Consider the following 24,132-nt stretch of genomic DNA (forward strand, 5'->3'; position numbering starts at 1 on the left):
CGATTGCCCTTCGGGGCCTGCCATGCCGGATCGACTGCTGAGGCGTTGATTCCCCAACCGCCCTCCCGTCATGCCGGATCGCGTCCCCCGATCATACGGGGCGATCGCCTCGATCGGGGGGCCTGTGGCGTACTCCATCTGCAGCTGCGTGGCTGATCAGCGGCGGACACCGGGCCCCGGCCCGTGATCAGCCGCGCTTCTCGCCCAGGACGTGGAGCTGCGTGGCGACCGCGTGGAACGCCTGGGACTCGGCGGCGGCCTCCTCCAGCTTCAGCAGGGCCTCCAGCGCCCCGGGCTCGGTGTCCACGAGAACCCCGGGGACCAGGTCCGCGAAGACCCGGACACCGTGCACGGAGGCGATCTCCAGCCCCGAGTCGCCGACGAGCCGGGTGAGCTGCTCGGCCGTGAACCGGCGCGGCGTCGGGTCGCCCTCGCCCCAGCGCCCCGCCGGGTCGCCGAGCGCCCGCCGGGCCTCGGTGAAGTGACCGGCCAGCGCCCTGGCGAGAACGGCGCCGCCGAGCCCGGCGGCGAGCAGGCTGAGGGCGCCTCCGGGGCGCAGCGCCTCCACCGCGTTCCGCACACCTTCGGCCGGGTCCTCGACGTACTCGAGCACGCCGTGGAACAGCACGGCGTCGAAACCGCCCCGCTCCACCACGTCGAACAGCCCGTGGACATCGCCCTGGACCCCGCGCACCCGGTCGGCGACACCGGCCTCGGCGGCCCGCCGCTCCAGCGCGAACAGCGCGTTGGGACTGGGGTCGACCACGGTGACGCGGTGGCCGAGGCGAGCCGCGGGCACGGCGAAGTTGCCGGAGCCGCCGCCGGTGTCGAGGACGTCCAGGGCATCCCGTCCGGTCGCCTTGACCCGGCGGTCCAGGGCGTCCCTGAGCACCTCCCAGACCACGGCCGTGCGAAGGGAGGCGCGGGACGGGGTCTCCCCGCGGCGAGGCCGAACGGGGGGCATCTGGTCCGACACTGCTGGTGACTCCTCGGCGCGGGTGCCGCCCCTGCTGAGGGGCGTGGACGGTGCAGGCTGGCTCCACCCTATTGCCTCGGCCGGGCCCGCCGGGCATCCCAGGGCGCCCTCGGACCGTCCCCGATTCCGCTCCGCCCCGCCGTCCGCGCCCGGCCCGCGGTCATCCCGCGGACCGGGCGCCCCCGGTACCACTCAGCCCGTGGCGCCCTCCGGCCGTCCGCCCGCGGCTCCCGGCCCCGGGCGCTCCGCCGCGGGCTGCGGCAGCACCGGCTGGAGCACCAGCATCCGCTCCACCAGCCTCAGGAACAGGGCAACGTCGCGGATCAGGTCGTCCGCGTCGCGGCTGCCGGCGGCACCCCGGATGCCCGCCTCGGCACGGGCCCGGCGCTCGGCACCGGAGGCGAAGAGCGCACTCCACTCGGTGAGCTCGGGGGCGATCTCCGGGAGGACCTCCCAGGCGGAGCGTATGCGCGTCCGGCGGCGCGGGCCGGTCTCGGGCCGCCCGCGGGCGGCGAGTACGGCCGCCGCGGTGCGGAGCGCGGCGAGGTGGGCGATGGCGTACCGCTCGTTGGGGGTCTCCAGGTCCGCGGCCTCTTCCAGGCCCGCCCGCGCCTGGGCGAGCAGGTCGAGTGCGGCGGGGGGCGCGGACGAGCGCCGCGGCACGGGGTGGACGTCGCTCGCGGAACCGGTCGGTGAGGGGGCAGGGCGAGGGCCGCCTGCGCGGAGCCGGCGTGCGGCAGCGGCGTACGAGCTGGCCATGACGAGCCTCCTGTCGTCGGGTGACGGCACTCCGGCCGTCCGTGAACCATGGTGGAGGCCGCCACTGACAATTCGCCCCGACCTGGGGTTGTCCGGGGCGAAGGGGGTGCGCGGCCCTATGCGTCGCCCTCGGCGCGGACGGGGCACCGCGGAGGGCCGCGCACCCGCGTCGCCCGGCCGCCCCGCCGGGCTAAGGTGATTCGAGAAGCACGGCGGAGCGTGTGGGGCACCCCGGAGCGGTCATGCGGGAACGACGCGGTGACCCGCCCGACGATGCGCAGGACCTCCTCGTCACCCTCGGGCGTCTCGTGGACCAGGCCCTGGAGCGGATCAGGCTCCAGCAGGCCCGTGTCGAGCTCGCCATGGCCATGCAGCGGCACATGCTCCCGCCGGACCTCCCGCGGCTTCCGGGACTGCGCGTCGCCGCCCGCTACACGCCCGCCAGGGACGGGCTGGACGTGGGCGGCGACTGGTACGACGCCTTCGTGATGCCGGACGGGTCGCTGGGTCTGGCGATCGGCGACGTGCAGGGCCACGACATGGAGGCGGTCGCGTTCATGGGGCAGGTCCGCACCAGTCTCCGGGCGCTCGCCGGGGCCACGAGCGACCCCCGGGAGGTGCTGGGCCGGGCCAACGACCTGCTCATCTCCATGGGCTGCGGCCTGTTCGCCACCTGCTGCTTCCTCCGGTTCGACCCGGTCACCCGCGATCTCCACGTGTCCAGGGCGGGCCATGTGCCGATGGTCTGGGCCACCGCCGGCGGCTACGGCGTCACGCTGGACCGCGGCGGCCCGCCCCTCGGGATCCTCGCCGGCGAGCGGTACCCGGTGACGCACCGGAGACTGGCGGAGGCCGGCGTGCTCGTCCTGCTCACCGACGGGGTGGTGGAGGGGCCCTCGTACCCGATGGAGGCCGGTCTGGCCGAAGTGGCCGAGCTGGTGCGGACCGGCTTCGACGCCGACCCCGACGCGCTCGCCTCCGCGGTGATCGAAGTGGCCGACCGGACCGGTCACCGGGACGACGCCGCAGTGCTCGTCGCCCGCTACGACGGGCCGGCGGGCCCCTCCGGCGACCGGATCTGAGGCGGCCGAGTCGCCGCGCCCCCACCGGCGAAGGAGACTGCTGTCGTGCGCGATGAGGAGATCCGGCGCTACGGCTCGTTGGCGTTGCGGATCCTCGCGGTGGCCGCGGTCTACTACGGCTCCGCCAGGCTCGGGCTGCTCCAGCATCTGGTGCGCGGCCAGATCACCCCGCTGTGGCCGCCGACGGGCCTGGCACTGGCCGCCCTGCTGTTCTTCGGGCTGCGGATCTGGCCCGGCATCGCGCTCGGCGCGTTCCTGGTCAACCTCTCCATCGGCCCGACCGCCACCGCGGTGCTCGCGATCGCCGCGGGCAACACCGCCGCCCCGGTCTGCGCGTACCTGATGCTGCGCCGGGTGGGGTTCCGGCAGGAACTGGACCGGCTCCGCGACGGACTGGCGCTCGTCTTCCTCGGGGCGCTCGGCGGCATGCTCGTCAGCTCCACCGTCGGGACCACGACCCTGGTCCTGTCCGGGGCGCTGGAGCGCGGTTTCTGGCCCGCGTGGTCGGTCTGGTGGACGGGCGACGCGATGGGCGTGCTGGTGGTCACGCCGTTCCTGCTCGTGCTGCGCCGTGCCCGGTGGCCCGTCCCGGCCGATCCGGCCCGCTGGGCGGAGGCGGCGGCGCTGGGGGTCTGCACGCTCGGCGTGACGCTGCTCGCGGTCTCGGTGCGCAACTCGCCGCTGCTGTTCCTGGTCTTCCCGTGCCTGATCTGGGCCGCCTTCCGGTTCCAGCTGGCGGGGGCCGCGCCGTGCGCGCTCGCGGTGTCGACACTCGCGGTGACGGCCGCGGCCGAGGAGCTCGGGCCGTTCTCCGGGCGCGACCTGTTCGCGAACATGGTCACCCTGCAGGCCTTCAACGGCGCCACGGCTCTGACGGCACTGCTGATGGCGGCCATGATCGCCGAGCGGAACCGGACCTACGAGGAGATCAGGCGCGTCTGCGCCCGGCTCGCGGAGATCGTCTCGGGAATCGAACCGCGGGACCGCTGACCTTCCCGTTTTGCCTCCCTCCCCGGTCTCGGAGTAGCTTTTGCACTGACCAGTCAGTTCAATTGGGGGAGGCCGCGTGGACAGTCCGCACGGGGCAGCCGTACGAGCCCGGGGCTTCGGCCTCAGAGGGCCGCGCGGCTGGGCGTTCCGGAAGGTGGACGTCGAGGCCGGCCCGGGCTCGCTCATCGCGATCGAGGGCCCGTCCGGCTCGGGACGCACCTGTCTGCTGCTCGCGCTCAGCGGGCGGATGAAGCCGGCGGAGGGGCACGCGGAGGTGGGCGGGCTGCGGCTGCCGCGCAGGATGGCGGCGGTCCGCCGGATCAGCGCGCTGGGGCCGGTTCCCGGGGTGAGCGACCTCGACCCGGCGCTGACCGTCGCCGAGCATCTGCGGGAGCGGGTCCTGCTGCAGCGGCGGTTCGACGGCTCGCTCCGGGCCCTGCTGCGGCCGCCGGGGGAACGGGCCGCGGCGGACCGGACGCGGCTGGCCGAGGCGCTGAGCGTCGCGGGGCTCGACGTGGACGCCCTGCCGAAGGCGGGGCGCACGGCCGTGCGGGATCTCGGACGGCTGGAGGTGCTCCGGCTCTCCGTGGCCCTCGCCCTGATCGGCCGTCCGCGGCTGCTGGCGGTCGACGACGCCGACCTCAAGCTCTCCGGGACCGACCGGGCGGAGGCATGGCGGCTCCTGCGTGATGTCGCGGCCGGGGGTACGACCGTGCTCACCGTCTGCAGTGAGGCGCCCGAGGGCGCGGTGGTGGTCCGCACGGGCGCCGAGGCGTCCCACCCGGCCGTGTCCGGGGCCGCGGAGGGGACGGCCCCCGGCACCGAGGGTCCCGATAGCGCCGAGGTCCCCGAGAGCCCTGAGGCCGCCGGAGCCCCTGACGACGCCGTGGCCGCCGGAGCCCACGGGTCGGAGGCACGGACCGCGGCCTTCGCGACGGAACCCGCAGCGGCCGGGGCCGCGACGGAACCCGCAGCGGCCGGGGCCGCGGCGGCACCCGCGGCAGCCGGGGAGGCGGCGGCACCCGCGGCAGCCGGGGAGGCGGCGGTGACCGGCGCCGCAGACACCGCAGACGCCGGGGACGCCGGGGACGCCGCACGCGGCGCCGACGAGGCGGGGCCGACCGCGTCCGGCGACGGCGCGAGCGGCGCCGGCACCGGCACCCGCACGCACCGCAGCACCGGCACCACCCCGGACACGGGCATCGGCAGCGGCAGCGGCACCCGTGCCCGCGAGGACCGGACCGGGACCACGAACGAGAACGAGGAGGGGGCGGCCGATGCGCTCGCCGAAACTGGCCGCGCTTGAGCTGACGCGCTTCGGCAGGGGCAAGCTGCCGCGGGCCGCGCTGGTGGCGATCCTGCTGCTCCCGCTGCTCTACGGCGCCCTGTACCTGTGGTCGTTCTGGGACCCCTACAGCCGTCTCGACAAGCTGCCCGTGGCGCTCGTCAACGACGACAGGGGCGCGACCGCCGCCGGCAAGAAGATCGCCGCCGGCGACGAGATCACCGAGGGCCTGCGGGAGAGCGACGTCTTCGACTGGCACGAGGTGAGCGCCCGGGAAGCCCGCAAGGGCGTCGAGGACGGTACGTACTACCTGTCCCTGACCATGCCCGCCGACTTCAGCGAGCGCATCGCCTCCGCCTCCGGCGACGCCCCGGAGACCGGGGCGATGGAGGTGCGGACCAACGACGCCAACAACTACATCGTCGGGCAGATCTCCCGCACGGTCTTCGCCGAGGTCCGCAAGTCCGCGTCCAAGGACGCCTCCCGCTCCTTCCTCGACAAGATCTTCATCTCGTTCTCGGACATCCACGACGCGACCGAGAAGGCGGCGAAGGGCGCCGACGAGCTCAAGGGGGGCATCGGCAAGGCGAAGGAGGGCTCCAAGGAGCTCGCCGACGGCCTGAAGGACGCCAAGGACGGCAGCGGCAGGCTCGCGGGCGGCATCACCCGCCTCGAGGACGGCGCGGGCAAGCTGGAGCAGGCCGCTCGCGAGCTGGCCGAGGGCACCGGCCGGCTGGCCGGCAAGGTCAACGCCGTCGCGGCCGGCGTCCGGCCGTACCTCGAGGGCGACGGTGCGGCGATCGGCGAGCACGCGCGCTTCGTGGAGAACGGCGCCCGTGCCGCGCGCAGCCATCTGGACCTCCTCGTGACGACGGTCCCCGCCGCGGCGGCCAAGGCGCACGACGCGGCCGACGAGGCCGCCGCCCTGCACAGGTCGCGCTGCGAGGACGCCGTGCTGCCCGACCCCGCCGTCTGCCCGGTGCTGGAGAAGGCCAAGACCGCGACGGCCGACTCCGCCGCGGTCGCCGACGATGTCGACAAGCTGGTGAAGGACAACAGCGGCGAGCTGAAGCAGCTCGACGCCCGCCTCGCCAAGCTCCAGAAGCTGGCCGAGGACCTCGCCGACCGCTCCCCCACCCTCGGCGACGACGTCGAGAAGGCCGTCGCGGACGTCAACCGGCTCAACTCCGGGGCCCGCAAAATCGCCGAGGGCGCCGGCGACATCCACCAGGGGCTGGGCGGCGCACGCACCGGATCGACCGACCTCGACACCGGGGTGGGCAGGCTCCAGAACGGCGCCCACGACCTCGACGGCGGCATGTACAAGCTCGTCGACGGCTCGGGCGAACTGGCCGGCGGGCTCAACGACGGTGTCGGCAGGATCCCCGACTACGACAAGCAGGAACGCGACCGCCGCACGGACGCGATGGCCGACCCGGTGCAGCTCGCTTCCCAGTCGCTGCACAAGGCGGACAACTACGGCACCGGCTTCGCCCCGTACTTCATCCCGCTCTCCCTCTGGGTGGGCGCCATGGTGGCGTACATGCTGATCCAGCCGCTCAACCGGCGCGCGCTCGCCGCCGGCGCACCGGCCTGGCGGATCGCCCTCGCCGGCTGGCTGCCGGTGGCCGCGATCGGACTGCTCCAGGTCGGCGCGCTGATGGCGGTGCTCCACTGGGGGCTCGGTCTGCAGATGGCCCGTGCCGCCGGGACGGTCGGCTTCCTGGCCCTGGTCGTGGGCTGCTTCGCCGCGATCATCCAGTGGCTCAACGCCCGCTTCGGTGCGGCCGGCCGGATCCTCGTGCTGGCGCTGCTGATGCTGCAGCTGACCTCGGCGGGCGGCACGTACCCCGTCCAGACCAGCCCGCCGTTCTTCAACGTCGTCCACCCCTTCCTGCCGATGACGTACGTGGTCGAGGCGCTCCGCCGGCTCATCACGGGCGGCGGCGCCGGACCGGTGTGGCAGGCCGTGGCCGTGCTCGCGGCGTTCACCGTCGGCGCTCTCGCGCTGACCGCGGTGTCCGCGCGGCGCAGGCAGGTGTGGACGTTCGACCGGCTGCACCCCGAGCTGAGTCTGTGAGGCGGGCGGACCTGTGAGAATCGGCACCATGAACAGCGGCAGCACCCGGAGACAGGCCACGCGCGCCAAGCTCTACGAGGCAGCGGTGACCCTCATCGCCGAACAGGGCTTCTCCGCCACCACGGTCGACGAGATCGCCGAGCGGGCAGGCGTCGCCAAGGGCACCGTCTACTACAACTTCAAGAGCAAGACCGAACTCTTCGAGGAGCTGCTGCGGTACGGGGTCGGCCTGCTGACCGCCTCGCTGCAGGAGGCCGCTGACGAGGCGGAGCAGCGGGGCGGAGGCAAGATCGAGGCCCTGGACGGGATGATCCGGGCCGGGCTGGTCTTCATCGACCGCTACCCCGCCTTCACCCAGCTGTACGTCGCCGAGCTGTGGCGCACCAACCGGGCCTGGCAGTCGACGTTGATGGTGGTCCGCCGGGAGGCGGTCGCCGTCGTCGAGACCGTGCTCCGGGAGGGTGTCGACCGGGGCGAGCTGAGCAAGGAGATCGACGTTCCGCTGACCGCGGCCGCGCTGTTCGGGATGGTGCTCGTGGCGGCGCTCGACTGGCAGGCGTTCCAGCGGGAGCGGTCGCTCGACGATGTGCACGCGGCTCTGTCCCGGCTGCTGCACGGGCGGGTCGGCGGCTGCTGACGGCCCCCGATATCCGTGGCGGCCGCTGCGGAAAGCGGCCGCCACGGATACCGGAGGCACAGCCGGCGGGGAGGCGCCGGTGCGGTCACGCTCGATCCCCCGAGCGTGACCGCACCGGCGCCTCCCCGCCGTCCCCCCGCATTCCCCTCCGTTCCCCCCGCTGCCCGCCGCCGATGTCCCCCGGGTCCGGGCAACCCCCGTTCCGCAAGGGGCGCGGCGCCGTTCCGCCGCCCCGTGCCGGCGGTTCCGGTGCCGCGCCCTTTCCGTGCCCTCCACTCTTCCTTCCGCGCAGGTCGGCGCCCATCCGCGCGCCTACTCATCTCCGGCACTAGGTACGGATACTCAGAGGCCCGTGCTCAACCCCGGCCGCTCCGGGTGCGGGCCGGTCACCGTCGCGCCCGGGTCCGCGCGCATGCTCGTGTCCGCGCGGATGCCCATGTCCGGGTGAGTGGCCGGGGCCGCCTGCGCCCGGGTCCAGGCGGTCGCCGCCGCCCCCGACGCGGTCGGCGGGCTCCGGGGCCCCGTGCCGCGTGGCCTGCGGGACCACCGGCCCGATGGCGGCCGGAGGCGGCCGATACAGTCCCTGGCATGGCACGGATTGTGGTGATCGGCGCAGGGATGGGCGCCATGGCGGCCGCTGCTCGGCTCGCCGTGGCGGGACACCGGGTGAAGGTGTACGAGCGGGCGGACACGTACGGCGGCGCGGTGCGCCGGTTCGAGCGCGACGGCTTCTCCTTCGACACCGGGCCCGGTCTGCTCCATCTGCCCGCCGTCTGGCGGGACTTCTTCGTGAAGACCGGCAAGGAGCCGCTGGAGAAGTGCGTCGACCTGGTCCAGGTGGACCCGGCGGGCCGTCATGTCTTCGCCGACGGCACCGCCGTGACACTGCCGAACGCCTCGCGCGCCGGTGTCGTGTCGGCACTCGACGGGGCGCTCGGTGCCGGAGCGGGCGAGCGCTGGGGCGACTTCCTGGTGCGGGCGCGGGACGCCTGGGACCGCTCGCGGCGGCCGCTGCTGGAGGAACCGCTGCCCGCGGACGCGTCCCGCCTCGCCCGGGACCCCTATCCGGCGCTCAGCCGCGGGCTGTTGCGCCGCCCGGCTCGCACCCTCGCCGAGGTGGGCCGGCGCGAGCTGCGCGATCCGCGGCTGGCCGCGCTGCTGGAGAGCCACGCCCTGGCGTACGGCTTCGATCCCGCCACCGCGCCCGCTTCCGCCGCCGTCCTGCCGTACATGGAGCAGACCTTCGGCAGCTGGTACGTGCGGGGCGGGATGCGCGCCCTCGCGGACGCCGTGCACGAGCGGTGCCTCGCGCGGAAGGTGGAGTTCGCCCTCGGCACCGAGGTGACGGGGGTGCGGATCGAGGACGGCCGGGCGGTCGGCGTGGAGCTGGCGGACGGCGGCACGGCCGACGCCGACCATGTCGTCGCGGGCGCTCCCGTGCCCGCGCTGTACCGGGACCGGGTCCTGCCGTGGCGGTCCCCGGACGAGTGGCCGCACCACCAGTCGGCGGTGCGGACCGGGCGGGTCACCGTCTGCCTGGCGCTGCGCGGCGCCCGGGAGGCGGACGCGGCGCACCGGACGGTGGTGCACTCTCCCGACCGGGCCGGGGAGTCGGCGGCGCTGGCCGCCGGGCGGCTGTGCGACCGGCCGACCGTCGTGGTGCTCCGGCCGGACGACGAGCGGCTGCGGCCCGGCGGCCACGAGGCGGTCACCGTGACCGCGACCGTGTCCGCGGCCCTGCCCGCCGGGGCGCCCGTGCCCGCCGGGGCCGGCGGCCGGTCGCCGGAGAGCCGGTGGGGCGGCGGCGCCGCACGGGTGGAGGCGTTCGTTGACCGGATGGCGGCCGCCGCCGAAGCGGCCGTTCCGGGATTGCGGGAGCGGCTGCTGTGGCGCGAGGTGCGCACGCCCGAGGACACCTTCCGGGAGACCGGCGCCCGCGAGGTGCCCGGACCGGCACTGGCCGGAGCGGGCGGGTCGCTGCTGCCCGCCGCCAACGTCTCACCGGTGCCCGGGGTGTACTTCGCGGGCGGCTGGTCGCATCCGGGCGGCGGGCTCGCGCACAGCGGAATGTCGGGCGCGCTGGTGGCCGGCCTCATCGTGGAGGGGGCGGCCTTCCGCGGCTCCCGGTGAACCGCGCCGGGCCCGGCCGAGCAGAGGGCATCCATGCCGCTCCGCCCCGCCGCGGGCCGCAGGAAGGGATCCGGCGCGGGCCCCTCGGCGAGTGGACTCACGCGAGCAGTGAGCGTCCCGCGCTCCCGGCCTGTGGAGGACTAGGGGCGGTGGTGGTCACGCGTGGGTGACGCACGGCCGTCCACCGTGCCGGCCCGGTAGATCGCTTTGTCGTACTGCGTCTGCATCAGCCGCGCCTGCTCGATGCGGAGTCCTTCGGCGTTCTCCGTGCTGCCGCGGTGCCGTCGCACGAGTACGCAGATCAAGGCCAGCGATGTCACCACCAGCAGGCCGAACAGAATGCCGAGTTCCAGCATGCGAGTCCCCCGTGTGTGAGCTGTCGGTACGGAACCGGTCGGGCCGCCGCTCGACCCGACCGCTGTGCGGGTACATCCTTCCCCTCAGGCCCGGTCGGCACTCGACGTGATCCGCCGGGCCGGCCACATGATCGGCCCAGCGGCTTTCGGCGGGGAGCCGCCGTGGGCGCGCGGGGGACGCTCCCGCGTCGCCGGCCCGCGGAGATCTCAGTAGCGGTAGGTCTGCCCGTCGGGGTCGCTCTGGTAGCCCGGGTCGTAGCCGTACTGCGGCGGCTGGTCCGGCGGCGGGACCTGGTCGCCGTCGCGCTGCAGCGGCACCCACACCCCGCCCGGCGGCGTCTCGTGGTAGCCCTGGGAGGCGTACGGGTCGGTGTACTGCTGCCCGCCGCCGTAGTTCCCGTACGCGTCGTAGCCCTGCGCGGCGCCGGCGGCGTAGGGGTCGGAGTAGGCGGCGTACTGCTGACCGGTGCCGTAGCCGTACGACTCGGCGTACGCGTCGTGGGTCCCGGCCGGCTGCTGGTAGCCGTGGCCCTCGGGGTAGGCGTCGGCGTAGCCGGAGGAGTAGCCGCCGTAGGAGGCGTCCCCGCCGCCCTGCCCGTGGTCCGCGGCGTAGGACGCGTCCGCGCCGCCCTGGCCGCGGTCCGCGGCGTAGGACGCGTCCGAGTAGACGCCGTACTGGCTGGTGTCGTCCGGGAGCGGCTGCGGCTCGTAGACGGCGGTGGCCGCGTCCGCGGGGGAATCGTCCGCGGCGGGGCCGGACGGGCCGGGGCGGACCTGGTCGCCGTAGGAGGGCTCGTAGTCGACGCCCGTCACCTCGAGCACGGGGTCGCGGTCGGCGGGGGGCCCGGCGGACCGGCGGCGGCGGCTGGAGCCCGGGCTGCCGCCCAGCGCCCAGCCGGTGGAGAAGCCGCGCCGGAAGGAGAGCGTGACATAGGTCTGTCCCACGGCGAAGGCCGCGGCGCCGATGCCGATGACGACGATGTTCGGCATCAGCACCCCGACGACCACCCCCAGGAAGCCGACGAAGGCGACCAGCCGCCAGCGCAGCCGCGCCTTGTACTGCAGCAGCACCTCGCCGAGCAGCCACAGCGCGACGATGCCGAACGCGATGTAGAGCACCGTCCAGCCCATGCCCGCCCCTCTCCTGCGGCCTCCCGCCCGGGGTTGCGGCGGGTGCGGCCGTTCACGACTGCTGGTGCAGTCCGAGATTCTCGTAGATTTCGAGCGTGGCGGTGGAGTTGTTGAGCGTGATGAAGTGCAACCCGGGGACGCCCTCGGAGAGCAGCCGCGCGCAGAACTCCGTCGCGAACTCGATACCGATGGAGCGTACAGCGGCGGGGTCGTCCGCGACGGCGCGGATCCTCTCTTCGAGTGCGGCGGGGAACGACGCGTTGCTGAGCCGGGCGAACCGCTCGATCTGCTTCACGCTGGTGACGGGCATGATCTCGGGGATGATCGGGGTCTCGCAGCCCGCGTCGGCGACGCTGTCGCGGAGCCGCAGGTAGTCCTCGACGTGGAAGAACATCTGGGTGATCGCATAGTCGGCACCGGCACGGCACTTGTCCACGAAGTGCCCGATGTCCGCTTCCCGGTCGCGGGAGCGGGGGTGCATCTCGGGGAAGGCCGCGACGCCGACGCAGAAGTCGCCCGACTCCTTGATCAGCCGGACGAGCTCCGCCGCGTACCGCACGCCGTCGGGATGCTCGACCCACTCGCCCATCGGGTCGCCGGGCGGGTCGCCGCGGACGGCGAGGATGTTCCTGATCCCGGCGTCGGCGTACTGGCCGATCATGTTGCGCAGTTCCGCGACGGAGTGGTTGACCGCGGTGAGGTGGGCGACCGGGGTGAGCGTGGTGTCGGCGGCGATCTGCTGGGTGGCCTTGACCGTGCCCGCCCGGGTGGACCCTCCGGCGCCGTAGGTCACCGAGACGAAGCTCGGCTGCACCGCCTCGACGCGCCGCAGCGCGTTCCAGAGGTTCCGCTCGCCCTTCTCGGTCTTGGGCGCCCAGAACTCGAAGGAGTACGAGGTCTTGTCGGTGGCGAGCAGCTCGCGCACGGTGCGTGCGCGATCCGTCCTGGTGGAAGCTGTGCCGAGGGCCATGTTCGCAGGTTATCCACGGGGCGGCGGTCCCCCAACCCGATTCCACCTATCGGACATGGATCGCTCACGAAACGGCCTACTGCGGGTAGGCCCGTATCCGACTGGCGAGACGGGCGGTGGCCTCGGCGGGGTCGTCGGCCTCGGTGACGGCCCGGACGACGACGACCCGGCGGGCGCCCGCCCGGAGGACCTCGTCGAGGTTGTCCGCGTCGATCCCGCCGATCGCGAACCAGGGGCGGTCCCCGCCGAGCGAAGCGGTGTACTCGACCAGGCCGAGGCCCGGGGCGGGCCGGCCCGGCTTGGTCGGCGTGGGCCAGCAGGGGCCGGTGCAGAAGTAGTCGACACCGGGCTCGGAGGCGGCCGCGGCGGCCTCCTCCCGGGTGTGGGTGGAGCGCCCGATCAGCACCTCGCCGCCGAGGATCGCCCGTGCGGCCGGCACGGGCAGATCGCCCTGGCCGAGGTGCAGCACATCGGAGCCGGCGGCGTGGGCGACGTCGGCGCGGTCGTTGACCGCGAGCAGCTTCCCGTGGCGGCGGCAGGCGTCGGCGAACACGGCGAGGTGCTCCAGCTCCTCCCCCGCCTCCATGCCCTTGTCGCGCAGCTGCACGATGTCCACCCCCGAGGAGAGGACGGCGTCCAGGAACTCCGGCAGGTCGCCCTGGCGCCTGCGGGCGTCCGTGCAGAGGTAGAGCCGGGCGTCGTGCAGCGCGGCTCGGGATGCGGACATGGGTGGTACCCCCCGGGGTGGGCCGGCGGTGCGCGCGGCGGGTACCGGACGGTCCGGCCCCGGTGCACGCACCGCGTCGGCATCGGTGCGTATCAGTGCGTCAGTGCGTATCAGTGCGTATCGGTGTGTATCAGCGCGTATCGGTGTCTAGCGGTGTGTCAGGACCCGGCGGCGGTGCAGGACGCCCTCAGACGGCGAGCGCCTGGGCCCGGCGCTTCACCTCCGTGCCGCGATTCTCTCCGAGCGCCTCCGCCGGGGTCCCCGGCAGGCTGGGGTCCGGAGTGAAGAGCCACTCCAGCATCTCCTCGTCGGTGAAGCCGTCGTCCTTCAGGAGCGTCAGGGTGCCGGAGAGGCCCTTGACCACCTTGCCGCCCTTGATGAAGGCGGCGGGTACCTGGAGCGTCCGGTTCTCACCGCGGCGCACGGCGATCAGCTGCCCCTCCTTGACCAGCTGCCGTACGCGCGTCACCTCGACGTCGAGCTTTTCCGCGACATCGGGCAGGTGGAGCCAGGCGGGGACGAGAGCATCGATCTTTGCGTCAATCTCGGTCACGGGACCAAGCGTGCCATCCCGGACCGACAGTCGGTAGCGGAGGGCACCCGAGCTGCGCCCTTCAGAGGGACACGGGGCACCTGACCGCCGCCTCTGCCGACTGCCGGGACCTCCGGGACTCCGGAATGTCGCCGTCCGGAGTACCGGAGACGCGGGGGACGCCCACAGCCCAGCCGAACTCCGTCCTCGCTGCCCGTCTATACGGACACGTGATGACCGGTTCCCCCTATCGCATGCGCGTCGATTGCACAGATCGAATCAAGAGTCGACGTCATGACGAGTCCCGCGTGCTGTAATTTCTCGGGCATGATCCGGGTCAGGAGAATTCCACGCGATTCCCACTGGACGAAAACAGAACGCGCGACCCTGGCTGTCAGCGCCCTCGGCATGCTGACGGTCTACCTGGACGTACTGATGCTCAACACCGCACTGCCCGACATCCAGAGGGAGTTCGACGCCGGTGAATCCGGTCTGCAGTGGCTGGCCAGCACCTACAGCCTCGGGCTGGCGGCTTTCACGATGTTTGCCGCCGCCCTCGCCGACCGCTTCGGGCGCAAACGGATCTTCATGACGTGCCTGCTGCTCCTGGGGGTCGGCTTCCTGGGTGCGGGACTGGCCCCGACACTCGCGGCGATGATGGCGGCCCGCGGTCTGCAGGGCGTCGCCGCGGCGGGGGTCATCGTCACGTCGCTCGCCCTGGTCAGCAACGCCTTCGAGAGTCCGGGCGATCGGGCCAGGGCGATCGGACTCTGGACGGGGATTGCCAGTCTGGGGACAGCCCTGGGACCACCCCTCGGTGGTCTTCTCGTCGAGGTTCTCGGATGGCGCAGCGTCTTCCTGCTGAGTGTCCCGGTCGTCGCAGTTCTCCTTTCCCTGTCCCCTCGGTATCTGACGGAGTCCCGAGGACGCGGAATCCGTAGCCTCGACTGGTGGGGACAGACCTTCTTCGTCCTCGCCATCGGCTCGCTGACCTACGGCCTCATCCAGGGCCAGAACACAGGATGGAGCTCACCCACGATCATCACGCTTTTCGTCTTCAGCGCGGTCGCCTTCGTTCTCTTCGTGAGGCACGAAAGTGCCAGGGACGACCCGATGCTCGATGTGGGGCTCTTCCGAGATCGTGTCTATACGCTGTCCATGGCAACAATTCTCGTTCAGTTTTTCTGCACCTATGGTCTGCTACTCATCATCACCCAGTACTTTCGCAACATCCGCGCCTACTCCCCCATCCAGGCAGGTCTGTTCACTCTGCCGTTCGTCGGCGGCATCGTGCTGTGCTCGCCGCTGGTGGGCCGTCTTGTGAGCCGCTTCGGGAACCGGCCGCTCGTGCTGGCCGGGCAGGTATCGCTGTTCGCCGGTCTCCTCACCGTCGCCGTCGGCATGTCCACGGCGCCGGTGGTGGTACTGACCGGTCTCCTCCTCGCCGGAGTGGGATCCGCCTGCCTGCTCACCTCCATCGCGTCGTTCGCCATGAGCGCCGTGCCCCCGGACCGTGCCGGCATGGCGGCCGGGATCATGAACACCCAGCGAGCGGTGGGCTCAACCCTCGGCTACGCCGTGGTCGGGAGCACCCTGGCCGTCTGGCTGGGGGCAACCCTCGACGGCACCCTGCGGGGCGTGATCCCCGACTCGTCCCTGAGAGACGCGGCCGTCGATAGGATCATCGGGGCGGCGAACCCCCATGCGATCGCGACCGGGGTCGCGCTGGGTCCCGGACCTGCACATCCTCTTCCGCCCGAGGTCCGCGATGCCGCCGTCGCCGCAGCGGAGAAGGACTTCGTCCAGGGCAGCCAACTCGCCCTCGGAGTGGCCGCGAGCATACTGACCCTGGTGTCTGCTTCCTTCCTTCTCGGCACCCGCACGCAGAACTCCCGAAACCACTGACCAAGGGGCAGCGCTCGCGATGGCTGCCACTCCGCCTCCGGCCGCCACCTCTCGGACTGAAGGAGGCCGCCGACAAGGGTGCCCGTGGCTTGTCTTCACGGCCTTGGACCTTGTGCGACCGATCTCCGAGGGCGGCAGCCGGGTCCGCCGCCATCACCCCACGCCGTCACGAACGCGCCGCGCGACCTCACTCGAGGAACTCGTCAGCGGGTGGGCCGGGCGGGCATCGCCAGTGGTCGCCGCGCTCACACCCGGCCATTCCCGCCCCAAGGAGCCGTGCGGCCGTGACAGGCGTTCAGGCCTCCCCGGAGCCGAGCAGCGCATGCCGGGCGAAGATCCCGGTATAGGGTTTGGGCAGCGGGGGAGCATAGCTGTTTGCCTTGCTGGTGCCGAGGCCGAGTCCAGCGAGCGACTCAGTCAGCTTGACTGCCTCAATCACTCCGTCGATCACCGGCAGGTCGAACTCATGCGACAACGCCTTCGACAGGCCGGCGATGCCGGCGCAGCCGAGGATGATCGAGTCGGGCCGCCCCTCGGAGACGACGCGTCGAATATCCGATTTCAGCAACCGAATCGCATCGGATTTCGGATCTTCGAGCGCTAGTACGGAGAACTCGGCGGCGCACACTCCGCGACAGTGACGCTCGAACCCGTACCGCAACGCCAGGTGCTCGATGGTCGCGACTGCGCGCGCCGGCGTGCCGACCACGCTGAAGCTGCGTCCGACCAGGGCGGCTGTATGCATGGCCGCCTCGGCGATACCGATCACAGGTGCGGTGGTGATGCTGCGGGCCGCGTCCAACCCCGGATCATCGAAACAGGCGATAATGAATCCCTCCGCCCCGCCGTCCGCACCCTTGCGCACCTCCTCGATCAGGCCGGGTACGCAGAACGCCTCATCGTAGTACCCCTCGATGCTGACAGGCCCCATGTCGGGATTGACCGCAATGATCTCGGTACCCGGCCACGCGACAGCGCGCGCGGCGGCTGCGATCTTGCCCGTCATCGACCGGGTGGTATTCGGATTCACGACAAGAATTTTCATACTTCACAGGGTCGCTTCATTCAGCTGTCCGCGCAATTCAGGAATACTGTGAACCCGGATTGTGGAATATCTTCAAAGGTGGTCCCGTAATTGCCAGCGGGCACCGACGACAGCTGCGGCACAGACTGCGTCGAAACTCCGCGGACACCCGGCATAAGGATGAATCCTGAGCCTGCGCCGTACCACGTCTGACGCCGCACGCCGCTCCACTGTCACCTACTGCGACAGCCCCTGACCTGCGGCGTACGGAGTACTCCTCGATGCCTTATTGCCGCATTCGATGGGCAGTCGGATACCGCGGAGCGCTGCGCCGGATCAACGTCACGTGCGAGACCCATCCGATCCAACCAGTGGTATTGGGCCCGCGCGGGGCGGTTCCTGCTGTGCCCTGAGCGCTCTCGGCGCGTGCGACGGCCCTCAGAGCACCGCGGTCTTCAGGGGGACCGCCGGGTCGGCGGCGCGCTCCGTGTCGATCCGGGCGCCGACCTCGATGAGCCGGCGTCCCTGGGCCAGGTCCCTGGGACGGCCGACCGTCAGCACGGCGACGAGCACCCCCTCCCGAAGCCACAGCACCGACCAGGCGGGGTCCTCCGGGTCGCCCCGCCGCACCAGCGTGTCGGCCGCGCCGTGGTGTCCGGCGTACTGCACGAACCGGCCGAACTGCTCCGACCAGAAGTACGGCACCGGGTCGTAGATCTCCCCCGGCTCGCTGCCCTCCCCCGTGTCCGCGCCGACGATGCCGGCCGCGACGGTACGCGGGCCCTGCAGCGCGTTGTCCCAGTGGTGGACGAGCAGCCGCCGCCCGTAGCGGCCCGAAGGGAAGGACGCGCAGTCCCCGACCGCGTACACGTCGGGCAGCGAGGTGCGCAGCCGCTCGTCCGCGGTGACCGAGCCGTCGGGGCCCAGGTCGATGCCGGAACCGGCGAGCCAGCGGGTGGCCGGCCGGGCGCCGATGCCGACGACGACGGCGTCCGCGGGCAGCCGCCGGCCGCCGTCGAGCACCACCGCGCCCTGCTCGACGGCGGCGACACGTGCGCCGGTGAGCAGCTCGGCGCCGGCCTCGGCGTACCACCGCGCCATCGGGGCCGCCACCTCGGCGGGCAGGGCTCCGGGCAGCGGGCGGTCGGCGGCCTCGACGACGACGACCTCGCAGCCCGCCTCACGGGCGGCGGTGGCGAACTCGGCACCGATCCAGCCCGCGCCGACGACCACGATGCGGTGGCGCTTCGCCAGCACCGGGCGCAGCCGCTCGGCGTCGTCGAGGGTGCGCAGCAGATGGACCCCGGGGACGCCCTCGGCGCCGGGGAGGGTGACCGGTTCGGCTCCGGTGGCGATGACGAGGACGTCGTACGGGACGGGCCCGGCCGGTGTGTCGAGTTCGTGGTCCCCGGCGCGCAGGCCGCTGACCTCGCGCCCGAGCTGGAGGTCGACGGACAGCGCGTCGAAGTCGACGTCAAAGGCCGAGTGCTCCGCGTTCCCGAGCAGGACGGCCTTGGACAGCGGAGGCCGGTCGTAGGGCTGGTGCGGTTCGGCACCGATAAGACTGATGGTGCCGGTGAACCCCTGTTCGCGCAGGGCCACGGCGGTCTGCACCCCGGCCATGCCCGCCCCGACGACGACGACACGGCGGCTCGGCGCCGTCTGCTCGTTCTCACTCACCCGGCCACCCTAACCAGCTGACGACACGTCAGGACGGCAGCTGCTCCACGACGCTCGTGCCGCGCCCCCGCCGGGACTCCCACTCCCAGGTCTCCTCCAGCCGCACCCGCCCGTCGGGGAGTTCGACGACGGTGGACACGCAGTGCCCGGAGGCCGTCGCCCCGTCCCGTCCCAGCTGGACGTAGCGGAAGTCCAGCCGGTCCCCCTCCCGGGTGCCGACGAGATGGCCGCGGACCACGTCCCCGCCGGCGTAGTCGGCCCAGATCCGGCCCCGGTCCTCGTGGTAGGTGAACCGCGTCCGGGCGCCGACCTGGCCGGGTGCCTGGTCGGCCACGGGGGCGAGGACGAGTCCTTCGAGCGAGCGGGCCACGGCGGCGGCTCCCTTACGGGGGATCGGCGACGGCGGTTAGGCTGGCCACCGTACTGCTACTCGCGGGAGCCCGGAGCACCGGGCTGAGAGGGAGGCTGACGCGGCCTCCGACCGTACGAACCTGATCCGGGTCATGCCGGCGAAGGGAGGGTCCGGACGCGCATGCATCCAGGACATTCATCAGCGCGGTCCGTGGACGTCCTCGTCATCGGGGGCGGCGTCATCGGCCTCGTCACCGCCTGGCGGGCGGCGCAGCGCGGACTGCGGACCGCGCTCGCCGACCCCGAGCCGGGCGGCGGGGCGGCACAGGTCGCGGCGGGCATGCTGGCCGCCGTCACCGAGCTCCACTACGGCGAGGAGACCCTGCTCGGGCTGAACCTCGCCTCCGCGAACCGCTATCCGCGGTTCGCCGCCGAGCTCGAGGAGGCGAGCGGAGAGGACACCGGCTACCGCTCCTGCGGGACGCTCGCCGTGGCACTCGATACGGACGACCGGGCGCACCTGCGCGAACTCCACGCGCTGCAGCGGCGCTTCGGCCTGGAGTCCGAGTGGCTCACCGGGCGGGAGTGCCGACGGCTGGAGCCCCTGCTGGCGCCGGGGGTGCGCGGCGGGCTGCGGGTGGACGGCGACCACCAGATCGACCCCCGCCGGCTGGCCAGGGCGCTGGTGGTGGCGTGCGAACGGGCCGGAGTGGTCTTCCACCGGCGGTGGGCGGAGCGGCTGTCGGTCGTACGGGACCGGGCGGCCGGGGCCGTACTGGCCGGCGGCCTCTCGGTCGCGGCCGGTCAGGTCGTGCTGGCCGCGGGCAGTCTCAGCGGCCGGCTGGAGGGCCTGCCCGCGCAGGCGGTGCCCCCGGTGCGCCCGGTCAAGGGGCAGGTGCTGCGGCTGAACGTGCCGCCCTCGTACGCCCCGTTCCTGTCCCGTACGGTCCGGGCCGTGGTACGCGGCAGCCACGTCTACCTGGTGCCGCGGGAGAACGGCGAGCTCGTCGTGGGGGCGACCAGCGAGGAGCTCGGCTGGGACACCACGGTCACGGCGGGCGGGGTGTACCGGCTGCTGCGCGACGCGCACGAGCTGATGCCCGGCATCACCGAGCTGCCGCTGACCGAGACCCGGGCCGGACTGCGCCCGGGCTCGCCGGACAACGCCCCGCTGCTGGGCCCCGCGGAACTGCCCGGCCTGCTGCTCGCCACCGGCCACTACCGCAACGGCGTCCTGCTCACCCCGGTCACCGGCGACGTCATGGCGCACGCCCTGGTCACCGGAGAGCTGCCGGACGAGGCCCGCCCCTTCACCCCCCGCCGCTTCTCCCCCGCCCAGCAGAAGGTGTCCGCATGACCGAGTCCACACAGTCCACGCACACCGTGTCCGTCAACGGGCAGCCGCGCGCCGTCGCGGCGGGCACCACCCTCGACGCCCTGGTGACCACGCTCACCGCCGCGCCCTCCGGGGTCGCGGCCGCCGTCAACGAGACCGTCGTCCCCCGCGCCGACTGGCCGGGGACGCTGCTCGGCGAGGGCGACCGCGTCGAGGTGCTCACCGCGGTGCAGGGAGGCTGACCGGGATGGCCGACGACCGATTCGTCCTGGGCGGGGTGGAGTTCTCGTCCCGGCTGATCATGGGTACGGGCGGGGCGCCCAGCCTCGACGTGCTGGAACGCGCGCTGGTCGCCAGCGGCACGGAGCTGACCACGGTCGCGATGCGCCGCCTCGACCCGACGGTGCAGGGGTCGGTGCTCTCCGTGCTGGACCGCCTCGGCATCCAGGTCCTGCCGAACACCGCGGGCTGCTTCACCGCGGGCGAGGCCGTGCTGACCGCGCGGCTGGCCCGGGAGGCGCTCGGGACGCCCTGGATCAAGCTGGAGGTGGCGGCGGACGAGCGGACGCTGCTGCCGGACCCGGTCGAGCTGCTGGACGCGGCGGAGGTGCTGGTGGACGACGGCTTCGTCGTGCTGCCGTACACCAACGACGATCCGGTGCTGGCCCGGAGGCTGGAGGACGCGGGGTGCGCCGCGATCATGCCGCTCGGTTCCCCGATCGGCTCCGGGCTCGGCATCCGCAACCCGCACAACTTCCGGTTGATCACCGAGCAGGCCCGGGTCCCGGTGATCCTCGACGCGGGCGCCGGCACGGCGTCGGACGCGGCGCTGGCGATGGAGCTGGGGTGCTCGGCGGTGATGCTGGCCTCCGCGGTCACCCGCGCGCAGGAACCGGTCCTGATGGCCGGGGCCATGCGGCACGCGGTCGAGGCGGGCCGGCTGGCCCACCGGGCGGGCCGCATCCCGCGCCGCCACTTCGCCGAGGCCTCGTCCCCCGCCGAGGGGCGGGCGGCGCTGGACCCGGAGCGCCCCGCCTTCGGGTGACGGCGCCCGGCCTCCCGGCGCCACCCGGCCGGCGCCCGGTCTTTCGGCCGGCGCCCGGCCTGCGCGCCGACACACGGCCCCACGGCCGACGCCCGGTCTTCCGGCCGGCGCCCGGCCTTCCGGCCGACGCCCGGCCCGCGCGACGCCCGATCTTCCGATGAGGCATGTCACACGTCCGCTGCAGCCTCCGGCCGGGGCGCGGCGCCGGGGGTCCGGGCTCGTAGACTCGCCTGCGTGGACACGACCCTTCAGGACCCTCTCGTCGGGCAGGTGCTCGACGGCCGCTACCGCGTCGACGCGCGTATCGCCGTCGGCGGGATGGCCACGGTCTACCGGGCCGTGGACACCCGGCTCGACCGGCTGGTCGCGCTCAAGGTGATGCACCCGGCGCTCGCGGCCGACGCCTCGTTCGTCGAGCGCTTCATCCGCGAGGCGAAGTCCGTGGCGCGGCTCTCGCACCCGAACGTGGTGGGCGTGTACGACCAGGGAGCCCAGGGCGCGTACGTCTATCTGGCGATGGAGTACGTGGCCGGATGCACGCTCCGCGACGTGCTGCGCGAACGGGGGGCGCTCCGGCCGCGGGCGGCGCTGGACATCCTGGAGCCGGTGCTGGCCGCGCTCGGCGCCGCGCACCGGGCCGGGTTCGTCCACCGGGACATGAAGCCCGAGAACGTCCTGATCGGGGACGACGGACGGGTCAAGGTCGCCGACTTCGGCCTGGTCCGGGCCGTGGGCTCGGTGACCAGCAGCACCGGATCGCTGCTCGGCACGGTCTCGTACCTCGCCCCCGAGCAGATCCAGTCCGGCACCGCCGACACCCGCGCCGACGTCTACGCCTGCGGAGTCGTGCTCTACGAGATGCTCACCGGCGCCAAGCCGCACTCCGGCGACACCCCGGCCCAGGTGCTCTACCGGCACCTGGGCGAGGACGTGCCGCCGCCTTCGGCCGCCGTTCCCGGGCTCGCCCCGGAGCTGGACGGCCTGGTGGCGGCCGCCACCGCCCGTGACCCCGAGTCGCGCCCCGGCGACGCCGTCGCCCTGCTCGGCCGGACCCGCGAGGCCCGTGCCGCGCTCGGCGACGACCAGCTCGACGCCGTGCCGCCGCAGGCCCGGACGCCGGTCGCGGAGACTCCCGCCGGTTCCGAGGACCGTACGAGCGTGATCGCGCGACCGCTGCCCACCGCGGGCGGCACCGTGGAACGGACGAGCCTGCTGGAGATGCCGCCCGGCGGCCCCCCGCCGTCCCGTCCGGGGGGCCGCCGGCTGCCGGCGCCGCGCCGCGGGGTCCTCGCCGCCGTCGTCGCCGTGCTGCTGCTCCTGGGCGCGGGGGCGGGCGTCTGGTACATCAACTCCGGGCAGTTCACCCGGGTGCCCACCGTCCTGGGCCAGACCGAGGCCGCGGCCAAGGAGCGGCTCGCCGCGGCCGGGCTGGACGTCGAGACCGTGCGGAAGGGCTTCAGCGACGCCTACGACCGGGGCACCGTCATGGCCGTGGACCCCGACCCCGGGCAACGCATCCGCCACAACGGCTCGGTCACGCTCGTCGTCTCGCGCGGCCCGGAGATCGTGAAGGTGCCGGAGCTCGAGGGCCTGAAGCTCGCCGACGCCCGGAGCGCCCTCCGCGAGGCCGGCCTGGCCCCGGGCGTGATCACCAGGGAGTTCAGCGACGAGGCCGCGCAGGGCACGGTCATCGGCTCCGATCCGGCCGCCGGCACCGAGCGCCGCCCGGACTCCGCGGTCGCGCTCGTCGTCAGCAAGGGTGCCCCCATCGACATCCCGGACGTCACCGGCGAATCCGTCGAGGACGCCACCAGCGCCCTCGAGGACGCCGGGCTGAAGGTGCGGGTGGCACCGGAGCAGGTCCACTCCCCCGAGCAGGCCGGGGCCGTCGCCCGGCAGTCCCCCGCGGAGGGCGGACGGGCCGCGGGCGGCGACACGGTGACGCTCACGGTCTCCAAGGGGCCGCGGATGGTCGAGGTACCGGACGTCACCGGCGACTCCCTGGACGACGCCAGGCGCGAGCTTCAGCAGGCGGGCTTCGAGGTCAAGGTCGAGCGGTCCTTCCCGTTCCTCGGCGACACCGTCGAGAGCCAGTCCGTCGAGGGCGGCGAGCGGGCCGCCGAGGGCAGCACGATCACGATCACGACCAAGGGGCTGTAGTGCCGCGTGAGGCCGGATGGGGCACTGGCGAGATGAGCAACCCGGTCGGCGCCCATGTGCCCGTGGCAGGCGGTCTGGCCAGGACCGGTCTGGCGTACGCCCGGGAGATCGAGGCCGAGGCGGTACAGGTCTTCGTCGCCAATCCGCGGGGCTGGGCGACCCCGGCGGGTGACCCCGCGCAGGACGAGCTGTTCCGCGCCGGGACCGCGGCCGCCGCCGTCCCGGTGTACGTGCACGCCCCGTATCTGATCAACTTCGGCTCCCACAACGCGGTCACCGCCGAGCGGTCCGTGGAGTCGCTCCGCCACTCGCTGCGCCGCGGCCGGGAGATCGGCGCGGCGGGGGTGGTGGTGCACACCGGCTCGGCGACCGGGGGCCGGACGCGCGAGACGGCCCTCGCCCAGGTGCGGGAGCTGGTGCTGCCCCTGCTGGACGAGCTGACGCACGACGACGACCCGTTCCTGCTGCTGGAGCCGACGGCCGGGCAGGGCTTCTCGCTCTGCTCACTGGCCGGGGAGCTCGGTCCGTACGTCGAGGCCCTGGACGCCCACCCGCGGCTGGGCGTCTGCCTGGACACCTGCCACGCGTTCGCGGCCGGTCACGACCTCGCCGCGGAGGGCGGAGCCGGGCGGATGCTCGACCTCCTCGAGGCCGCGATCGGCCCTGGCCGGCTGCGACTGATCCACGCCAACGACTCCAAGGACGTCGTGGGGGCGCGCAGGGACCGCCACGAGAACATCGGTGCCGGCCACATCGGCGAGGAGGCGTTCCGCGAGCTGATGCGGCATCCGGCGGCGCGGGGTGTGCCGCTGATCATCGAGACGCCGGGCGGCCGGCACGGCAAGGAGACGTACGCGGCCGATGTGGCGCTGCTGAAGAAGCTCCGCGACGGCTGAACCGGGCGCGGTGGCCGGGTGCCGGGCGGGGCGGCCGGGCGGCCGGGCTGAGGGGCGAAGCCCGCGGGGAGGGGCGGTGC

The 24,132-nt window shown here is 73.5% G+C and carries 21 protein-coding genes, 1 pseudogene and 1 riboswitch; of the genes and pseudogenes, 12 read left to right on the forward strand and 10 right to left on the reverse strand.

The features are described 5' to 3' along the window. Window positions 1–187: 187 nt before the first annotated feature. Both DDW44_RS03770 and DDW44_RS03775 read right to left on the reverse strand, forming a co-directional pair. Entirely contained in the window at window positions 188–964 is a 777-nt protein-coding gene (locus DDW44_RS03770) for a methyltransferase (RefSeq protein WP_078503423.1), read from the reverse strand. A 204-nt stretch (window positions 965–1,168) separates the two neighbouring features. Next, the gene (locus tag DDW44_RS03775; protein ID WP_026281740.1) at window positions 1,169–1,735 is read right to left on the reverse strand and encodes an SAV_6107 family HEPN domain-containing protein; all 567 of its coding nucleotides are present in this window, start codon (window positions 1,733–1,735) and stop codon (window positions 1,169–1,171) included. 242 nt (window positions 1,736–1,977) lie between these two features. Between DDW44_RS03775 and DDW44_RS03780 the strand changes: the two genes are divergently transcribed. From DDW44_RS03780 to DDW44_RS03805, 6 genes and pseudogenes are all read left to right on the forward strand, one after another. Next, window positions 1,978–2,817 carry a PP2C family protein-serine/threonine phosphatase gene (locus DDW44_RS03780; protein WP_108905522.1) on the forward strand — a complete coding sequence of 280 codons (840 nt, stop codon included), beginning with the start codon at window positions 1,978–1,980 and terminating at the stop codon, window positions 2,815–2,817. 45 nt (window positions 2,818–2,862) lie between these two features. Beyond that, window positions 2,863–3,807: an MASE1 domain-containing protein gene (locus DDW44_RS03785; RefSeq protein ID WP_108905523.1), complete on the forward strand. Its 945-nt coding sequence runs from the start codon at window positions 2,863–2,865 to the stop codon at window positions 3,805–3,807. A gap of 76 nt (window positions 3,808–3,883) precedes the next feature. Continuing rightward, window positions 3,884–4,693 (forward strand): annotated as a pseudogene (locus DDW44_RS32545) (ATP-binding cassette domain-containing protein); the annotation flags it as partial. A gap of 391 nt (window positions 4,694–5,084) precedes the next feature. Beyond that, complete coding sequence (locus tag DDW44_RS03795) at window positions 5,085–7,172, forward strand: YhgE/Pip family protein (protein ID WP_108905525.1); 2,088 nt, start codon at window positions 5,085–5,087, stop codon at window positions 7,170–7,172. Window positions 7,173–7,200: 28 nt separating this feature from the next. Continuing rightward, on the forward strand, window positions 7,201–7,809 hold the full coding sequence (locus DDW44_RS03800) for a TetR/AcrR family transcriptional regulator (protein WP_037788363.1): 609 nt from the start codon (window positions 7,201–7,203) through the stop codon (window positions 7,807–7,809). 588 nt (window positions 7,810–8,397) lie between these two features. Then, window positions 8,398–9,939 (forward strand): phytoene desaturase family protein, encoded by a 1,542-nt coding sequence (locus tag DDW44_RS03805; RefSeq protein ID WP_244223957.1) that lies wholly within the window; start codon window positions 8,398–8,400, stop codon window positions 9,937–9,939. A gap of 140 nt (window positions 9,940–10,079) precedes the next feature. On the opposite strand, the gene DDW44_RS03810 is transcribed toward DDW44_RS03805, so the two are convergent. The 5 genes from DDW44_RS03810 to DDW44_RS03830 form a co-directional block, all read right to left on the reverse strand. Further along, window positions 10,080–10,295: a hypothetical protein gene (locus DDW44_RS03810; RefSeq protein WP_108905527.1), complete on the reverse strand. Its 216-nt coding sequence runs from the start codon at window positions 10,293–10,295 to the stop codon at window positions 10,080–10,082. 207 nt (window positions 10,296–10,502) lie between these two features. Further along, window positions 10,503–11,426, reverse strand: a complete 924-nt coding sequence (locus tag DDW44_RS03815; protein ID WP_108905528.1) for a hypothetical protein — start codon at window positions 11,424–11,426, stop codon at window positions 10,503–10,505. Window positions 11,427–11,478: 52 nt separating this feature from the next. Then, complete coding sequence (gene metF / locus DDW44_RS03820; RefSeq protein WP_078509207.1) at window positions 11,479–12,396, reverse strand: methylenetetrahydrofolate reductase [NAD(P)H]; 918 nt, start codon at window positions 12,394–12,396, stop codon at window positions 11,479–11,481. 76 nt (window positions 12,397–12,472) lie between these two features. Continuing rightward, window positions 12,473–13,123, reverse strand: a complete 651-nt coding sequence (gene thiE, locus DDW44_RS03825; protein WP_027731528.1) for a thiamine phosphate synthase — start codon at window positions 13,121–13,123, stop codon at window positions 12,473–12,475. 187 nt (window positions 13,124–13,310) lie between these two features. After that, entirely contained in the window at window positions 13,311–13,676 is a 366-nt protein-coding gene (locus tag DDW44_RS03830; protein WP_017949839.1) for an Rv2175c family DNA-binding protein, read from the reverse strand. Between the two features lie 273 nt (window positions 13,677–13,949). On the opposite strand from DDW44_RS03830, the gene DDW44_RS03835 reads away from it, so the two are divergent. Beyond that, entirely contained in the window at window positions 13,950–15,560 is a 1,611-nt protein-coding gene (locus DDW44_RS03835; protein ID WP_208647931.1) for an MFS transporter, read from the forward strand. A 295-nt stretch (window positions 15,561–15,855) separates the two neighbouring features. Here the strand turns inward: DDW44_RS03835 and DDW44_RS03840 are convergent, their stop codons facing one another. The 3 genes from DDW44_RS03840 to DDW44_RS03850 form a co-directional block, all read right to left on the reverse strand. After that, on the reverse strand, window positions 15,856–16,605 hold the full coding sequence (locus DDW44_RS03840; RefSeq protein ID WP_108905530.1) for an aspartate/glutamate racemase family protein: 750 nt from the start codon (window positions 16,603–16,605) through the stop codon (window positions 15,856–15,858). A 417-nt stretch (window positions 16,606–17,022) separates the two neighbouring features. Further along, a complete protein-coding gene (locus DDW44_RS03845; RefSeq protein ID WP_108905531.1) occupies window positions 17,023–18,264 on the reverse strand; it encodes an NAD(P)/FAD-dependent oxidoreductase in 1,242 nt (413 codons plus the stop codon). Between the two features lie 28 nt (window positions 18,265–18,292). Beyond that, the gene (locus DDW44_RS03850; RefSeq protein ID WP_018890385.1) at window positions 18,293–18,634 is read right to left on the reverse strand and encodes an avidin-fold protein; all 342 of its coding nucleotides are present in this window, start codon (window positions 18,632–18,634) and stop codon (window positions 18,293–18,295) included. A gap of 52 nt (window positions 18,635–18,686) precedes the next feature. Continuing rightward, window positions 18,687–18,799: riboswitch (TPP riboswitch) on the forward strand. Here DDW44_RS03850 and thiO point away from each other — a divergent pair. From thiO to DDW44_RS03875, 5 genes are all read left to right on the forward strand, one after another. After that, window positions 18,797–19,972 (forward strand): glycine oxidase ThiO, encoded by a 1,176-nt coding sequence (gene thiO, locus DDW44_RS03855; protein WP_026281741.1) that lies wholly within the window; start codon window positions 18,797–18,799, stop codon window positions 19,970–19,972. It overlaps the preceding riboswitch by 3 nt. Continuing rightward, entirely contained in the window at window positions 19,969–20,193 is a 225-nt protein-coding gene (gene thiS, locus DDW44_RS03860; protein WP_017949845.1) for a sulfur carrier protein ThiS, read from the forward strand. Before thiO ends, thiS begins: the two co-directional genes overlap by 4 nt. A 5-nt stretch (window positions 20,194–20,198) precedes the next feature. Further along, window positions 20,199–20,996, forward strand: a complete 798-nt coding sequence (locus DDW44_RS03865; RefSeq protein ID WP_108905532.1) for a thiazole synthase — start codon at window positions 20,199–20,201, stop codon at window positions 20,994–20,996. Between the two features lie 234 nt (window positions 20,997–21,230). Beyond that, on the forward strand, window positions 21,231–23,156 hold the full coding sequence (gene pknB, locus DDW44_RS03870; RefSeq protein WP_206307303.1) for a Stk1 family PASTA domain-containing Ser/Thr kinase: 1,926 nt from the start codon (window positions 21,231–21,233) through the stop codon (window positions 23,154–23,156). Between the two features lie 32 nt (window positions 23,157–23,188). Continuing rightward, entirely contained in the window at window positions 23,189–24,052 is an 864-nt protein-coding gene (locus DDW44_RS03875; protein WP_018890389.1) for a deoxyribonuclease IV, read from the forward strand. Window positions 24,053–24,132: the final 80 nt, after the last annotated feature.

The sequence above is a fragment of the Streptomyces tirandamycinicus genome (genome assembly GCF_003097515.1).
GTDB classification, from domain to species: Bacteria; Actinomycetota; Actinomycetes; order Streptomycetales; family Streptomycetaceae; genus Streptomyces; species Streptomyces tirandamycinicus.

What these genes read in the sequence shown, in the direction of transcription:
- DDW44_RS03800 (WP_037788363.1), top strand. Translation starts at nt 7,201, where the DNA reads ATGAACAGCGGCAGCACCCGGAGACAGGCCACGCGCGCCAAGCTCTAC.
- DDW44_RS03780 (WP_108905522.1), top strand. Translation starts at nt 1,978, where the DNA reads ATGCGGGAACGACGCGGTGACCCGCCCGACGATGCGCAGGACCTCCTC.
- DDW44_RS03875 (WP_018890389.1), top strand. Translation starts at nt 23,189, where the DNA reads ATGAGCAACCCGGTCGGCGCCCATGTGCCCGTGGCAGGCGGTCTGGCC.
- DDW44_RS03815 (WP_108905528.1), bottom strand. Translation starts at nt 11,426, where the DNA reads ATGGGCTGGACGGTGCTCTACATCGCGTTCGGCATCGTCGCGCTGTGG.
- DDW44_RS03775 (WP_026281740.1), bottom strand. Translation starts at nt 1,735, where the DNA reads ATGGCCAGCTCGTACGCCGCTGCCGCACGCCGGCTCCGCGCAGGCGGC.
- thiE (WP_027731528.1), bottom strand. Translation starts at nt 13,123, where the DNA reads ATGTCCGCATCCCGAGCCGCGCTGCACGACGCCCGGCTCTACCTCTGC.
- DDW44_RS03810 (WP_108905527.1), bottom strand. Translation starts at nt 10,295, where the DNA reads ATGCTGGAACTCGGCATTCTGTTCGGCCTGCTGGTGGTGACATCGCTG.
- DDW44_RS03805 (WP_244223957.1), top strand. Translation starts at nt 8,398, where the DNA reads ATGGCACGGATTGTGGTGATCGGCGCAGGGATGGGCGCCATGGCGGCC.
- DDW44_RS03840 (WP_108905530.1), bottom strand. Translation starts at nt 16,605, where the DNA reads ATGAAAATTCTTGTCGTGAATCCGAATACCACCCGGTCGATGACGGGC.
- thiO (WP_026281741.1), top strand. Translation starts at nt 18,797, where the DNA reads ATGCATCCAGGACATTCATCAGCGCGGTCCGTGGACGTCCTCGTCATC.
- DDW44_RS03865 (WP_108905532.1), top strand. Translation starts at nt 20,199, where the DNA reads ATGGCCGACGACCGATTCGTCCTGGGCGGGGTGGAGTTCTCGTCCCGG.
- thiS (WP_017949845.1), top strand. Translation starts at nt 19,969, where the DNA reads ATGACCGAGTCCACACAGTCCACGCACACCGTGTCCGTCAACGGGCAG.
- DDW44_RS03795 (WP_108905525.1), top strand. Translation starts at nt 5,085, where the DNA reads ATGCGCTCGCCGAAACTGGCCGCGCTTGAGCTGACGCGCTTCGGCAGG.
- DDW44_RS03770 (WP_078503423.1), bottom strand. Translation starts at nt 964, where the DNA reads ATGCCCCCCGTTCGGCCTCGCCGCGGGGAGACCCCGTCCCGCGCCTCC.
- metF (WP_078509207.1), bottom strand. Translation starts at nt 12,396, where the DNA reads ATGGCCCTCGGCACAGCTTCCACCAGGACGGATCGCGCACGCACCGTG.
- DDW44_RS03835 (WP_208647931.1), top strand. Translation starts at nt 13,950, where the DNA reads ATGACGAGTCCCGCGTGCTGTAATTTCTCGGGCATGATCCGGGTCAGG.